General features: G+C 37.7%; 13 protein-coding genes. 10 read left to right on the top strand and 3 right to left on the bottom strand.

The window, feature by feature from the left end; translation table 11 throughout:
- Positions 1-19 precede the first annotated feature (19 nt).
- Complete coding sequence (locus BN1068_RS09890; RefSeq protein WP_077602693.1) at positions 20-799, top strand: MurR/RpiR family transcriptional regulator; 780 nt, start codon at positions 20-22, stop codon at positions 797-799.
- A gap of 88 nt (positions 800-887) precedes the next feature.
- Here BN1068_RS09890 and BN1068_RS09885 read toward each other — a convergent pair whose 3' ends face one another.
- Complete coding sequence (locus BN1068_RS09885) at positions 888-2,144, bottom strand: Zn-dependent hydrolase (protein WP_077602692.1); 1,257 nt, start codon at positions 2,142-2,144, stop codon at positions 888-890.
- Positions 2,145-2,757: 613 nt separating this feature from the next.
- Between BN1068_RS09885 and BN1068_RS09880 the strand changes: the two genes are divergently transcribed.
- The 9 genes from BN1068_RS09880 (at position 2,758) to BN1068_RS09840 (ending at position 12,853) form a co-directional block, all read left to right on the top strand.
- Positions 2,758-4,353: a PTS transporter subunit EIIC gene (locus BN1068_RS09880; RefSeq protein WP_077602691.1), complete on the top strand. Its 1,596-nt coding sequence runs from the start codon at positions 2,758-2,760 to the stop codon at positions 4,351-4,353.
- A 57-nt stretch (positions 4,354-4,410) separates the two neighbouring features.
- Positions 4,411-5,160 carry a glucosamine-6-phosphate deaminase gene (locus tag BN1068_RS09875; RefSeq protein WP_217697315.1) on the top strand — a complete coding sequence of 250 codons (750 nt, stop codon included), beginning with the start codon at positions 4,411-4,413 and terminating at the stop codon, positions 5,158-5,160.
- A gap of 206 nt (positions 5,161-5,366) precedes the next feature.
- Entirely contained in the window at positions 5,367-5,684 is a 318-nt protein-coding gene (locus BN1068_RS09870; protein WP_077602690.1) for a PTS sugar transporter subunit IIB, read from the top strand.
- Between the two features lie 2 nt (positions 5,685-5,686).
- Positions 5,687-6,013: a PTS lactose/cellobiose transporter subunit IIA gene (locus BN1068_RS09865; RefSeq protein ID WP_077602689.1), complete on the top strand. Its 327-nt coding sequence runs from the start codon at positions 5,687-5,689 to the stop codon at positions 6,011-6,013.
- 5 nt (positions 6,014-6,018) lie between these two features.
- Complete coding sequence (locus BN1068_RS09860; protein ID WP_077602688.1) at positions 6,019-7,266, top strand: PTS sugar transporter subunit IIC; 1,248 nt, start codon at positions 6,019-6,021, stop codon at positions 7,264-7,266.
- The gene (locus BN1068_RS09855; RefSeq protein ID WP_077602687.1) at positions 7,263-8,723 is read left to right on the top strand and encodes a glycoside hydrolase family 1 protein; all 1,461 of its coding nucleotides are present in this window, start codon (positions 7,263-7,265) and stop codon (positions 8,721-8,723) included. Before BN1068_RS09860 ends, BN1068_RS09855 begins: the two co-directional genes overlap by 4 nt.
- 59 nt (positions 8,724-8,782) lie before the next feature.
- On the top strand, positions 8,783-10,714 hold the full coding sequence (locus tag BN1068_RS09850; RefSeq protein ID WP_175637123.1) for a BglG family transcription antiterminator: 1,932 nt from the start codon (positions 8,783-8,785) through the stop codon (positions 10,712-10,714).
- 37 nt (positions 10,715-10,751) lie between these two features.
- Entirely contained in the window at positions 10,752-11,558 is an 807-nt protein-coding gene (locus BN1068_RS09845) for a histidine phosphatase family protein (RefSeq protein WP_077602685.1), read from the top strand.
- Positions 11,559-11,836: 278 nt separating this feature from the next.
- Complete coding sequence (locus BN1068_RS09840) at positions 11,837-12,853, top strand: oxidoreductase (protein WP_077602684.1); 1,017 nt, start codon at positions 11,837-11,839, stop codon at positions 12,851-12,853.
- 239 nt (positions 12,854-13,092) lie between these two features.
- Here the strand turns inward: BN1068_RS09840 and BN1068_RS09835 are convergent, their stop codons facing one another.
- Together BN1068_RS09835 and BN1068_RS09830 are read right to left on the bottom strand one after the other, a co-directional pair.
- Entirely contained in the window at positions 13,093-13,917 is an 825-nt protein-coding gene (locus BN1068_RS09835) for a PTS system mannose/fructose/sorbose family transporter subunit IID (RefSeq protein ID WP_077602683.1), read from the bottom strand.
- Entirely contained in the window at positions 13,917-14,720 is an 804-nt protein-coding gene (locus tag BN1068_RS09830; protein WP_217697314.1) for a PTS mannose/fructose/sorbose/N-acetylgalactosamine transporter subunit IIC, read from the bottom strand. Before BN1068_RS09830 ends, BN1068_RS09835 begins: the two co-directional genes overlap by 1 nt.
- Positions 14,721-14,722: the final 2 nt, after the last annotated feature.

Below are 14,722 nucleotides of genomic sequence, written 5' to 3'. Positions count from 1 at the left end.
CTTTAAGGAGAGACAGCAAATGAATCTGGAGGCACTTATTAATAAGCATTATGAAGAATTAAATGATAATGATTTACACGTCGTCAGCTTTATCAGTCAGAATATTGATGTATGTAAGGATAAAACTGTCACAGAAGTTGCGAAGTACTGTAATGTTTCCTCTTCGACGGTTATACGTACAACTAAAAAGCTTGGATTTCATGGCTACAGCGAATTTCGTTACTTCTTAAAAGAAGAAGCTGAACGAATGAGCAAGGCAAATCTGCAAAGTAACAGCCACTATTTTAACAGCTCTAATTTACTGAAGGATGTTACAGAAACGATCAAGCTTTTTGAGGAAGATAAGAGCTTAGAGGAGATTTATCATCGTTTATTAAATGCAAAACGCATTTTTGCTTATGGGACAGGCTACGGACAGGATTTAATGTTAAAAGAATTCTCCAGATGCCTGTGGAATCACAATATTTATCTCAATATAATTCCCAGTAAAACCGAGCTTGAATTACTTTCGAATACGATTAATTCGGATGATTTAATCCTGGTTGTATCCCTTTCCGGAAACATGAAGTCTATTGATTCCATGATTAAAAATATAGCAGTAAAAAATGTGCCAATGATTTCTGTTACCGTATTTTCAAGAAATGAGTTAGCCTATATTGCTGACTATAATTTGTATTATCAGGTTTCGAATATTAATAAGGTCAATCAACTGAACGATTCATCCTTTTGTACATTAAACCTTATTCTCAGTCTGCTGTACGAAGGGTTTACAAATTATAAGAAAGCGCATATATCATAATTTAAGTCCCTTTCTATATAAAAAAGAGATGCTTATGCAGGAAACGTATTCTCCCTGTATAAGCATCATTCACCCTGTTTTGACAGGGCTATTTACATATTTCCATTACTAAATGGAGCATTACATTAATGCCCTTTTCTAAATCCTCATAATCTGTCCATTCATCTGGATGATGAGAAATACCATCCTTGCTTGGGACATAAATCATATTTGTTGGAATAAAATCGGCCGTTATCATGGCATCATGTCCTGTGCCATTATTAATAATCGTATATTTGTAATTCAGTTTTTCGCATATTTCCTTCATAATATTTACATTTTCTTTTAACATAATACTTGGCGGTGTAGGATTACTATAGCCGATTCTGGCCATTTCAATTAATTCTGTTTCTACGTTTGTCCGTTTAGTAATCTCGTTTAATACTTCTGTCAATTGCTCACGTAAGTTAATCTCCTGAAGCATTTCTGCATCAAAGGTTCTAACCTCCACTTTTGCCTGTACAAAATCCGGAACAAATTGATGCGAATTTGGCGAAATATCCAATTCTCCAACCATTCCTGTAATACCTTCTCCTAATCCTTCAATAATCTGATTTACAGCTGAAACAAACTGTGACGCTGCAAGCAGAGCATCCCTCCGATTTGCCATCGGTGCAGTGGAATCAGCCAGCTCCCCATGAAAATTGACTTTGTATCTTCCTATTCCTGGAATATATTCAATAAGTCCGACGGGTGTATCCGTACTGTCAAGAATAGGCCCTTGTTCAATATGCAGTTCAATAAAATTTCTAATGGATTCTTTGTCTCTCATTGCGTTTTTTAAATCTGGAATCAAGCCGTATTCCTTCATGGCTTCTCTTTTCGTTTGACCATGCCTATTTTTTACTTTATCTAATTCCTCTTCTGTTAACGTGCCGACAAGTGCTCTTGAATTGGATACACCGGTACTCGGTCCGAATGTTTCTCCTTCTTCAGCATTCATGGCAATCATTTCGATCGGGAATTCGTTTTCAATATTGTTTTCATGAAAAACACGTAAGACCTCTAATGCAGCGATAGTACCTGCTGTTCCGTCAAAAGCTCCTCCGTTAACAACAGAATCATAATGGGAACCAATCATGATGACTGGAGTATCTGGATTTTTCCCTTCTCTGCGTCCGAAAAGTGTTGAAAATCCATCCTCCCATACGTTTAAGCCGATTTTCTCCATCTCATTTTTTATATACGCTTTTGCCAGCTTATCTTCTTTTGAATAGGAGGAGCGAGTAACCCCGTGATTTGGTGTAGATGTAAAAGTTGCTAATGTCTCGATATCTTTAATAATTCTATCTAAATTTACTTTCATTGTATCTTCTCCTTTAAAATTATTGTCATACCAGGTGGCTATATTTGCGCTAATCGTATCACTTGAAAATAGACAGTACAATATTTGGAAGAGAAGAAGATTGAATAATCACATCTTGAATAATCATTTAGCACCGGAAATATAATACTGTGGGCTTAAACTTTGATATAACAACGTTTCTTAAGGTTAATTCCTGTTTGATAAAGCTGTTTTACAGATTCATTTCAAGTTCTGATTTTATAGAAATTTGTAAGGATTACATATTGTTGAATGGATAAAATTTTTCTTGATATCCTTCCCGATCTGCATTCAGTCGGACTTTTTAACATCTTAAATCAAATTGAAAAGACTGCCTGAATATTTAATCCGAATTTGAATGGAAAATCAGAAACAGATTATGAATTTAAAAAAGGGAAAGGATATTGTTCAGGTCATTCGATGGTGATACAATCACTCTTAAATCGCGATGAAAAGGCTTTCTATAAGCTCAGTTTCTCTAGAGAAGATATTATACAAATTAATTACTTATTTGGAGGCGGTTAATTACGTTAAATCAATTAAAATAGATAATATGATTTTGCAAGTGCCAGCCAGATAAACGGAGGTGTGTCATGTGAGAACAAAGATTCAAAAGTTTGGAAAGACATTAATGGGTCCATTATCCATTATTATTGCTTCAGGATTATTACTAGGTATTGTTTCCATTTTGCAAAATCCATCACTTGTTGGTGAAACTTTTGCTAACGCTGTCATCATTCAAAACATTATTGGCGGGGTGCAGGCGATTGTTTCCATGATGTTTGCACTGCTTCCAATTCTATTTGCTGTTTCTGTAGCTATTGGAATGGCAAGAGAGGATAAAGAGATAGCCGGTTTTTCTGTAGTCATTGCATTTGTTATCTTCCATGTAGTTATCGGTTATTTCCTAAAACTGAATGGTATAACCGCAGAAACGACATCCGTGGAGCATCTGTTACAAGAAGGCATGAATCAGGTACGGGCAGTGGAAATATCAAATGCCTATGAATTAATGCTTGGTGTATTTACCTATCGGATGGGTGTTTTTGGAGGTATTCTTGTTGGATTATGGACTGCTTTTATCCATAATCGGTACCATACAAAACAATTGCCTACTGCTTTCAGCTTTTTTAGCGGTAACCGTTTTGTTCCGATTATGATTATTGTAACGATCCCATTTATTTCATTTGCTGCATATTTAATCTGGCCATACTTTAATACAGCTATCAATGGTTTAGGTGGATTAATCGGGCGGTCGGGTGCGATTGGGACATTCTTATACGGCTTTTCCGAGAGATTGCTTATTCCTACAGGACTGCATCATGTTTTAAACCAATTAATCCGTTTTACTCCAATAGGCGGTACGGCGGTTGTAGACGGACAGACGGTATCTGGGGCATTATCTATATTTAACGCATCACTTGCATCTGCACAGCCGGATATGGAAACATTAAGAGCTGCAACACGCTTCTTAACACAAGGGACACATGCTTTTATGGTGTTTGGTCTCCCGGCAGCATGTTATGCCATGTATAAAACAGCTTATTTGAAAAATCGTCCAAAGGTAAAAGGGATGCTCCTTGCTGCAGCATTAACAGCTTTTCTGACAGGTATTACCGAGCCAATTGAATTTGCTTTTATCTTTATTTCGCCAGTTTTATGGGTGTTTCATGCATTTATGGCCGGCCTCTCATTCTTCCTGATGACAGTAATGGGTGTAGCTGTCGGAAATGCTGGCGGCGGCTTGATTGATTTAACGATTTTCGGTATTTTACAAGGAACCTATACGAGATGGTATTTAATTGTACTTGTTGGTATTTTCTATGCAGTTGCTTACTACTTTGTTTTCAAATTCGTTATTGAAAAGATGGATGTCAAGACTCCGGGAAGGACATCCGATTCGGAAGAAACAACTGAAGATACAAATCTGGAGGCTTCAACAAAGGAGGGAGATAATCTAGGTACACAAATTATGACTGCGCTTGGAGGAAAAGAAAATATTGTTGAGATCGATAATTGTATTTCCAGATTACGATTGATACTTAATGATACTTCTGTAGTTAATGAAGCCTTATTAAAGGAAACAGGATCTATGGGAATTGTAAAAATTGATCAAAAAAATATTCAGGTTGTTTATGGCGGAAAAGTGGAACAAGCTGCTCGAGCTTTGAAGCAGGAAGTAAAGAAATAAGCTATATAAAAAGGATTGTAATAAAGGAGGGACATTCATTAAAACAGGGTTGTTTTAATGATAAAAATGATGAAAACTATTTTTGTGAAAAACTATGAGGAAATGTCGGAAAAAGGGTATGAAATTATTAAAGATGTCATGGAAACAAAGGAACAGCCGGTGATATCAATGACAACAGGCGGCTCACCAAGAGGATTATTTACTTTGCTTGTAGAAGGAGTAAATAACGGACTGGATATCAGTAATACGGTGATGATGAATCTGGATGAATATATTGGCCCTAAGGACGCTGTATATACGGTAAACACTTTTATGTATGAAAATTTTTATAACAAAATTAATACACAGCCGAAGGAAATCTTTTTAATTAATGGAGAGGCCGAAAATAAAGAGGAAGAAATCAACAGATATAAAGAAGTGTTAAATGCTTATCCGAGAGATGTTCAGGTGCTTGGATTAGGAACCAATGGGCATATTGGAGCCAATGAACCCGGGACGCCTTTTGATTCGACTATTTTCCTGGCAGAACATGATGATTCTACCATTGAAAGTACCATGAGAGAATACAATATTGAAAGAGATGCAGCCCCGACAGAAATGATAACATTGGGATTTACTGAGATTCTGGAAGCAGAGAAAGTTATCCTGCTTGTATCTGGAAAACGTAAAAGTGAAGCAGTGAAAAACCTTCTGGAAGGGGAAGTTTCTACAGACTGCCCTGCAACTGCACTCAGAGATAAGGATAATGTCATTGTTATTATTGATGAGGAAGCAGCATCTTTGTTGGGTGAAGAGACGAAAAAATAATATTACTTAAAGTAAAATAAGACACATTCTGCTTATTAGCGAAGCAGAATGTGTCTTATTTGGTTTTTCGGAAGTGCTGAAAACATGATTGTATATGCTCCTGTTTTCTGGTTTAATCCTCTTTCCTAATACGAGGAAATAGATTTAAATGTAATCGCTTACCGGTGTTGATAAACTTGAACCATACAAGAAAGGGGAAGTTAATTATGGCTAAAAAAGTATTATTAATCTGTGGAGCAGGAGCATCTTCAGGATTTATGGCTGCGGCGGCAAGAAAAGCTGCGAAGAAGGAGAAAGCAGATATCGAATTCAAAGCAAAAAGTGAATCTGAAGTGCATAACCACTTAAATGAAATTGACTTATTACTAGTGGCACCACATTTAAAATATATGATTGAAGAAGTGCAGGGAGCCTGTGAAGAAGCAGGAGTTAAAGCAGGAATTATTCCACAACGAGTTTACGGTGCCCTCGATGGCAAGGGACTGGTTAAAGTAGCAAAAGATTATCTTGAAGGCGGCGAGTAATTATGGAAGAAGTAAGCAAAGATGAATTAGTATCCATTTCCATGCAGGTGATACTCCATGCAGGAAATGCGCGCGAATTGGTATTTCAAGCGGTGAATAAAGCTTCAGAAGCTAACTTTGAAGAAGCAAATCGATTAATAAAAGAGGCAAATGACGAAGTAGGAACTGCTCATCAGGCGCAAACAAATATGCTGCAAAAAGAAGCGGAAGGAATTGATATTCCATACTCGCCATTGTTTGGTCACGCACAGGATACCTTAATGACAGTAAAGACAGAAATAAATATGATGCAGGAAATGATTAAACTATATAAAGAACTGAAGGGGTGAAACAAATGGAACGTTTTATGGCCTGGATGACAGATAGTTTTTCACCACGGATTAATAAAATTGCTAAGAACCCGTGGATTGCAGCAATTCAAGATTCGATTTTAGCTGCAATGCCAATGGTTTTTATCGGGTCATTTGCAACGATTTTATCTATTGTAAAAGATTTCTGGGAAGGATTTCCTGACTTCTCGATGATTAGTTCTTTTTCTTTCGGATTGTTTTCTCTGTTTTTAGCTTATCTTATCCCGGAAGCGATTATGAAGCGTAAAGGGCATACAGAGGTTTCAAAGCAAGCAGGGCTTGCTGGTATCGCCTTTTTCTTATTACTTGTATTCCCGCAGTTTACGGCAGAAGGTATGATTCAATTTGATTTTAATACGCTGGGAACAGGCGGCATGATTGCAGCGCTTTTCTCCGGCTTGTTCGTAGGATTCATTATGAACCTGTTTTCCAAATGGAAATTCATCGGTGAGGATTCTGCTATTCCTGATTTTGTTGCGGTCTGGTTCAATACGTTAATTCCAATCATTGTGATTTTACTAATTGGATGGTTATTTACATTCCAGTTAGAGATTAGTTTATACAGTGTGGTTAACTCAATCTTCGCGCCATTGATTCATTTGGGACAGGGCTTTTGGGGATTTGTGATTATCTTCTTTATTGGCTTTGCTTTTCTATACACCTTTGGGATTTCGACATGGGTGATTTACCCTGTTCAATCTGCTATCGCATTGCCGGCTATTGCAGAGAATCAGGCTAACTTTGCAGCGGGACAGGAAGTGACGAATATTTTCACAGCTGAGGCTGGACAATTATTCTTAATCGGCGGGGGAGGAGCTACTTTGGCTCTATGTATCATGCTCGCCTTTATGGCAAAATCACAGCGATTAAAAATGATTGGGAAGGCATCGCTTATTCCTTCTGTTTTTAATATTAATGAGCCGATTGTGTTCGGTGCTCCAATTGCATTTAACCCGATTTTGATGATTCCAATGTGGATTAATGGATTGGTAGGCCCGATATTGACCTGGATTGTATTGAAGGTTGGTCTGGTTCCAATTCCACATGAACCATTTCAACTCTGGTATTTACCTGGACCAATTTTAAACTGGCTTGTAACAGCATCGATTACTGGGTTGATTTATTTCTTTGTAATTTTCGCAGCTTCATGGGTTATTTACTATCCATTTTTCAAAATTTACGATAAACAAGCTATAGAGCAAGATAAAGAATTATTAGAGGAAGGGGAATGATTAAATTGAGAAAAAATAACTACGCAAGCTTTCCAGAAGATTTTCTTTGGGGAGGTGCAATTGCTGCAAGTCAGGCAGATGGTGCCTGGCAAGCTGATGGCAAAAAGCTAAACAGCTCAGATGTGCAGCCTTATTTAAAAGGAAAATCAAATGATGAAATTCAACAATTAGAAAAACTTGGGATGACGTTGGAAGAAGTAAAGAAAAATGTAGCAGATACCGGGCAGTATTTTCCGAAACGTTTTGGAATTGATTTCTATCATACGTATGAATCAGATCTGGAACTCTTAGCAGAGATGGGCTTTAAAACCTTCCGTACGTCAATAGATTGGGCAAGAGTATTTCCAAACGGAGATGAGAAGGAGCCAAACGAAGCAGCACTAGCTCATTATGGAAAAATGATTGATAAGATGAAGTCTTTAGGTATCGAGCCAATTATCACCATGCTTCATTATGAAACGCCGATTCATATCACATTGGAATATGGAGGCTGGACAAATAAAGCTGTGATTGAGATGTTTGAACGATATGGAAAAGTGTTATTAGAACGTTTCGGCGATCGGGTGAAATATTGGATTGTCATTAATCAGGTCAATATGGTGCAGATTGAGCCATTTCTTTCGCTTGGCGTATGCAGTGATCAATATAAACGCAAGGAAGAAGCGGAATACCAGGGTGTCTACAATCAATTGGTAGCTTCAGCGAAGATTCGGAAATACGCAAAAACCTTGCCGTATGATTTGCAAATTGGCACGATGGTAGCTGATTGTACAGTTTATCCATATTCCTGCAAGCCAAATGATATTATTCTTGCCATGGAGCATAATCGCATGCAGTATTATTTTACGGATGTGCAATTCCGTGGGGATATACCAGTTTATGCAGAAAACTATTTTGCAGAAAATGATATTCATTTGGATATTACGGATGAGGAGCGGGCAGTACTAAAAGAAAACACAATGGATTATCTCGCTATTTCTTATTATTTCTCACAAATGGTGGATGCTGAGAAGAATGTGAACAAAGCCGATTCTATTACACCGAATCCACATTTAGATGCGAATCCGTGGGGATGGAATGTTGATCCGCAGGGCTTATATAATTCACTATCTCAATACTGGGATCGTTATGAAAAACCAATTGTTATCGCTGAAAATGGTTTTGGCATGTATGATGAATTAGTAGACGGAAAAGTTCATGATGACTATCGCATGGCCTATTTAGGAGACCACATTGAACAAATTGGACGTGCCATTCAAAACGGGGCAAATGTTATCGGCTATTGTGCATGGGGACCAATTGATATCGTCAGCTGCTCTTCCCAGCAAATGTCCAAGCGCTACGGTTTTATCTATGTCGATTTGGATGATGAAGGAAATGGAACTGGAAAACGAATTAAAAAGGACAGCTTTGATTGGTACAAACAGGTTATAGCAACAAATGGTTCTGAAATATAAGCAGTAATAGAAAAAAGGGGTGGCGGGCACCCCTTTTTTCTCTATAAGGAATGATTATTATGAACAACACAGAAATGCTCTTAGATTATTTAAGAAAACTGACAGGAGAACATTATGTATCTTCCAAAACGTTGGCAGAGGCTTTAAGTGTAAGTGATCGTACGGTTCGGAATTATGTGAAAGCAATCAATGAAAAGCATCCCAACCTGATTGAATCCAGCAGAGCAGGCTATCGCATTGGAGAAGAAAACAAGCAGGTTCATAAAGGCACAAACACTACAAGTCATGCGGAGAGCAGACGTTTTTATATATTGAGGCGCCTGATTAAAAGGTCTGAACGCGGTTTGGATTTGTTTGATTTAGCAGATACGTTATATGTTTCTGATGCAACCATACGATCGGATATGGCTCAGCTTAATCAGTTAGTAAATAAGCATGGGCTGCAGATTACCCAACAGCATCATCGATATTTGTTAAAAGGAAATGAAAAGAGCCGCAGAAAGCTGATGATTGATTTAATCGATTATTCGAAACCGACCAGTACCTCCTTAGAGCAGGAAATCCAGATGTTTTTAGGGGATATCTCCCTGCAAGCATTAATGAAATTAAGTAAAGAAAGCTTTGAAAAATATGATGTGCATCCAAATACGTATTTTTGCAAAAATTTTATTCTGCATTTAGCGATAGCTGTAGATCGCGCTTCAGACGATGAACAATTAGAAAAGAGCTCTTATCAAGTTGAAAATCGGACTGCTGTCAGCTTTCAGATAGTGGAAGAAATAGCGGAGCGGTTGTATGAAAATTATCAGATTCGCCTTTCTCAAGCAGATAAAGACGAGCTATCTATCTTATTTGACGGACAATCCAACCCGGATAAGACACTGGTAAATAACTATACAAGTAATGATATCGCTAAGGCTTTAGATCATGCTATCCAGGAAATAAGTGAAGTCTATATGGTTGATTTTGATAACGATTCATTTAGAAATCGGCTCCTGATTCATATCCAAAATCTCTATAATCGCTTATTACAAAATAAATATACAAGAAACCTGAGTGTCTTAAACATACGTATTAAGTATCCGATTATTTTTGATATCTCAGTCTATCTGGCATCTGTATTAGCCAATGATCTGGATGTTGAAATCAATGATGATGAGATTGCTTTTCTCGCATTGCATATCGGCTCTTACCTGAATAGTCAGCCGGAGGAAGAACAAAAAATTAAAACGATTATTATTACTCCTGCCTATCTATCACAGCAGTCAGATATTCAGCACGTTATTAAAAGAAATTTTGAGGATGATCTGGAAGTGGCAGGGGTATATGAAGATATCAGTGAGATAAGTGCACTTCTTTCACCAGAATTTATTATTACAACCCTAGATGCTAACCAGGTAGAGAATGCCTTTGCCACGATTAATGCAGAAATCGTAAGTATACATGAATTTATAACAAAGCATGATATCGCATTAATCCGAAGACAAATTGAAGAAATCAAGCATCACAAATATGTTCAATTTATTAAAATGAAAATTCCGGAGCTTATCAAAGAGGAATTCTTCATTCATCTAGATGAAGATTTATCAAAGAAACAAATCATGCAAACAATCTCAGGTGTATTTCAACAAAATAACTATGTGCCGACAGATTATCTGGAGAAATTAAATCAGAGAGAAAAAATTTCCGCTACTTCTTATCCAAGCGGGGTGGCTATTCCACATACAATGAAATATGAGGCAGATAAGACAGGTCTAATTATATTGATACCAGATACACCAGTTGATTGGGACAGCAATGAAGTAAAATTAATTATCGGATTGGCAGTAAATAAACAGGATACACATATGTTTAATCAGATCTTTCCTCGTATTATTGAGCTGGTTGCCGAATCTTATCATGTGAATTACTTGGCCGGAGCAAAAAATCGGGAAGTGATTATTGACCGTTTAATTGAGCTGATGGGTGCTGGAGGTTATTTTTCAGAATAAAAAGTCAATAAAAAATAGCGTATAGGGGGAAGTAAAAATGAAACAAAAAATGATCCTACTGGGAGCTTTTCTATTGTTGCTATTGGCAGCATGTGCGAGTAACTCAGATACACCATCAAATGAATCTTCGGCAGATTCAGAGGAGGCAACGGAGCAGGAGCAGCAGGATGAATTAGTTATCTACCTCGTAAGACACGGGAAAACATGGTTTAATACAACCGGACAAGTTCAGGGATTTGCAGATTCCCAGCTGACCGATGAAGGGAAGGAACAGGCTAGCATTGTTGGTAAAGGATTATCAGATATTGAGTTTATTTCAGCCTATTCCAGTGATCTTGGCAGACAACGAAATACAGCCAAATTAATTCTGACAGAAAATGATTCTGATACTCCTGAAATTATTGAACATGATGGATTTAAGGAATGGAATTACGGTGGATTTGAAGGGAAAACGAATGAAGAAATGTGGAATCCAATAATGAATAGCTATGACCTTGAATTTGATGAAGAATGGTCAGAATACGGAGAACTAGTTGATATTCTTGGTGATGATGGAATTGCTGATGCGATTGCAGAACACGATCCATTAGATGCAGCAGAGACTTATGATGAGATCACAGATCGCGGCAAGGAAGCAATGGATTTGGTAGTGGAGAATGACCAGTCAGGTAATGTCCTTATTGTGTCATCTGGAAGTATGATTCCTACTTTGTTAGAAATACTTGTCCCTGGGGAATACCAAGGGGAAAGTATTGACAATGGAAGTGTTACTATTTTGAAATACAAAGATGGGGAGTATACCTTGGAAACGCTGGGAGATACTTCTTATTTAGAAGGAAATTGATAGAGATGAAATAAATTTTGTCAGACGGCTAGGGTATAGTTGTCTGTTTTTCTTTTTTTCTCAACATACACACTAATAGCTGCAAACTGCCATAAAGGAGATTGAGAAGAAGATTAGGAAAGGAAAAAACCTTCTAATAGCTTGCAATTCTAAAGCATAAAGATATTAAATTCCTCATTACCAGTTAAAGAGAACTCTTTGACCCAATATAACTTATAAGTAATAATAGAAGAAACAGTATACAATAATAATTAACAACTACAATTTAGGAGGCTGCTATGCTTACAATCGGTTATATAGGAAATGGAAAAAGCACAAACAGATACCATTTGCCATTCGTATTGCAACGAGAGAATATAAAGGTGAAAACAATTTATCGGAGAAATCCTGATCATGATAGCTGGGATAAGATTAATGGAGTACATTATACTTCCGACTTAGATGAATTATTACAGGATGAAGAGATTCAACTCATTGTGATCTGTACAAAACATGACAGCCATTATGAGTACGCCAAACGCGTCTTGGAACATAATAAGCATTGTCTGGTCGAAAAGCCTTTTATGGAAACCTCTGAACAGGCAAAAGAAATATTTGCTTTGGCAAAAGAGAAAGATCTAATTGTGCAGGCATATCAAAACAGACGTTTTGACAGCGATTTTTTAACTGTTCAAAAAGTGATAGAAGAAGGGGAAATAGGGGATTTGCTGGAAGTGGAGATGCACTATGATTATTACCGTCCTGAAGTACCGGAGTCTGCCGATTCCTTTGACCCCAATTCATCATTTCTGTATGGACATGGCTGTCATACGCTGGATCAGGTCATCAGTTATTTCGGCAAGCCGGAAGATATTCATTATGATGTGAAACAATTGCTGGGACAGGGAAGAATGAATGATTATTTCGATCTGGATCTATATTACGGCAGGTTAAAAGTATCTGTGAAATCCAGTTATTTCAGAGTGAAAGAAAGACCGAGCTTTGTTGTCCATGGTAAAAAAGGGTGTTTTATCAAAGAAACAAAGGATCGTCAGGAAGAGCACTTAAAGTTATTTTATATGCCTGATAATAAGGACTTCGGCATCGATACAATAAATCATTATGGTGTACTGACTTATGTCGATGAAGAGGGTATCTTCCATGAAGAAAAGGTGCCATCTGTCAATGGTGATTATGGAAGAGTATACGATGATTTATATGAAGCTGTTATTAATGGGAAGGATAAAACCATTACGGATGAACAGACAGTACTGCAAATGGAAATGTTAGAAACGGGAATTAAAGATTTAAAGTAAGAAAAGAAGAATGATGCTGTAGCATAAATTAATAGAACCTGGATGAACAAGCTGGATTGTTTGTCCGGGTTTTTATGTATAAAGCGTACAGCCGGGCAATTCTTGTTTAGCTGGGAACAACAAAGATAGATAGAAAAACCTGAAACGAAGAATATTCAACGTTTCAGGCTAAGAGCTTTATTAATACTATTAAAATACCAAATCAGCCATTTCTCATCCTGTTACCTGTAAGCCATCCTCTATAAAATTCCAAAATAAGTTAAGGCGATTGTTAACAGCATCAGAATGACAATAATCATGGCAGCATGAGAACCTTTTGTTTTCTTGAGAACATGGTAAACAGCAATCGTAACTGCCAGACTTAAAACAGACGGCATAATTTGATCAAGCATTTCCTGAATAGAAATAACATTCTCTCCAACTTCACCGGTGACACTGGATCCCGTTGATATTTCCAAGGGGGTCTGCACCTTAATTATGGTTGAAATGAGTGCACCGACGACCATCAGTCCGACGACGTTAGCCATTGTGGAGATTCTCTGGATTAAATTGCTTTCCTGGTTGTCATTCAGGAAGCCGATACCCTTTTTATATCCGTACACAATAGCATAATATCTAAGGCCAATGTTCACGATATTATAGAGGATAAACATTAGAATAGGCCCAATAATACTTCCGCTGAAGGCTAAGGATGCTCCGATACTTCCGATGATGGGAACCCATGTGAACTTAATCAGACTGTCACCCAGTCCAGCCAGCGGGCCCATAAGACCGGTTTTCAGTGAATTAATCCCTTCTTTTTCATCCGGACCTGTTGATTCCTCCATAGCAGCCGTTACTGCTAAGATTACTGCATCACCGTTTACATGAGAATTATAAAATTGAGCATGCCGTCTCATAGCATCGGATAATTCCTCTTTATCGGAATATGTTTTTTCTAATACAGGAGCAATGGCACGCATAAATCCGACACCCTGTAATGTTTCATAGTTCAATGTGATTCGCATGGTGTTTAATCGCATGAACAACTTCCATAAATCTTTTTTAGTCAGTTTTTGTTCCATTACAGATCATACTCCTCTTCTCCTGTATTTTTGGATGATTCATTCGCTCCATTTGCGCCTGCTGCCGTTTTTCGTGTAATCATTTCATAGAAATATGCAAACACAATTGCGATTAAAGTCATTGGAAGAATATCTAAGCCTAAGTAGGAAGAAAAGACAAATCCGAGAACTAAGAACATCCAAAGCTCAAACTTTTTAAGCATGGCAAGCATTAATAGGGCAATACCTACAGCCGGGATGATGCTGCCGGCGGTTTCCAACCCGTTAATGACAAAGGTTGGCAAAGCGTCTACAGCAGATTGAATTGCCCCAGCCCCGAAATAAAGAGCTATAAATGTAGGAACAGCACGGGCTGCACCAGTTAACAATGCCGGGGGATAGATTAACCAGAAGGTTCCCTTCACATCCGCATTATCGGCCAGCCGTTTTGCCCAGCCATTTAATGAAACATTGATTGTCTGAATTAATACGAGTAATTGCTGTGCCAGAATAGAAGTTGGAATAGCTAAAGTAATCGCAGTTGCGACCGCTGTTTCGATGCTTCCATTCGTACTCATAATAGCTAATGAAGTGCTGATAATTGTTCCTGTAATGAGGTCAGGCGCCATATATGCACCTACATTTCCAATACCCATCCACATAATTTCAAGGGTTGCCCCGATTGCCAGTCCTGCTTGAACATCCCCTAAAATAAAACCGATAATCGGTGCAATTAATAATGGTCTCCGAAACATTTTTGTACTTACATCATCAATTCCGAGGATAAAAGCTATTAAGGTAATTACTATAATAGTCATGGTCATGA

This window comes from Oceanobacillus sojae, assembly GCF_900162665.1.
GTDB classification, from domain to species: domain Bacteria; phylum Bacillota; class Bacilli; order Bacillales; family Amphibacillaceae; genus Oceanobacillus; species Oceanobacillus sojae_A.
This window is presented reverse-complemented; position numbering and strand designations above follow the sequence as displayed.

Excerpts from the sequence above, each read along its gene's own strand:
- BN1068_RS09890 (WP_077602693.1), top strand. The coding sequence starts at position 20 with ATGAATCTGGAGGCACTTATTAATAAGCATTATGAAGAATTAAATGAT.
- BN1068_RS09885 (WP_077602692.1), bottom strand. The coding sequence starts at position 2,144 with ATGAAAGTAAATTTAGATAGAATTATTAAAGATATCGAGACATTAGCA.
- BN1068_RS09875 (WP_217697315.1), top strand. The coding sequence starts at position 4,411 with ATGATAAAAATGATGAAAACTATTTTTGTGAAAAACTATGAGGAAATG.
- BN1068_RS09870 (WP_077602690.1), top strand. The coding sequence starts at position 5,367 with ATGGCTAAAAAAGTATTATTAATCTGTGGAGCAGGAGCATCTTCAGGA.
- BN1068_RS09865 (WP_077602689.1), top strand. The coding sequence starts at position 5,687 with ATGGAAGAAGTAAGCAAAGATGAATTAGTATCCATTTCCATGCAGGTG.
- BN1068_RS09860 (WP_077602688.1), top strand. The coding sequence starts at position 6,019 with ATGGAACGTTTTATGGCCTGGATGACAGATAGTTTTTCACCACGGATT.
- BN1068_RS09855 (WP_077602687.1), top strand. The coding sequence starts at position 7,263 with ATGATTAAATTGAGAAAAAATAACTACGCAAGCTTTCCAGAAGATTTT.
- BN1068_RS09850 (WP_175637123.1), top strand. The coding sequence starts at position 8,783 with ATGAACAACACAGAAATGCTCTTAGATTATTTAAGAAAACTGACAGGA.
- BN1068_RS09845 (WP_077602685.1), top strand. The coding sequence starts at position 10,752 with ATGAAACAAAAAATGATCCTACTGGGAGCTTTTCTATTGTTGCTATTG.
- BN1068_RS09840 (WP_077602684.1), top strand. The coding sequence starts at position 11,837 with ATGCTTACAATCGGTTATATAGGAAATGGAAAAAGCACAAACAGATAC.
- BN1068_RS09835 (WP_077602683.1), bottom strand. The coding sequence starts at position 13,917 with ATGGAACAAAAACTGACTAAAAAAGATTTATGGAAGTTGTTCATGCGA.
- BN1068_RS09830 (WP_217697314.1), bottom strand. The coding sequence starts at position 14,720 with ATGACCATGACTATTATAGTAATTACCTTAATAGCTTTTATCCTCGGA.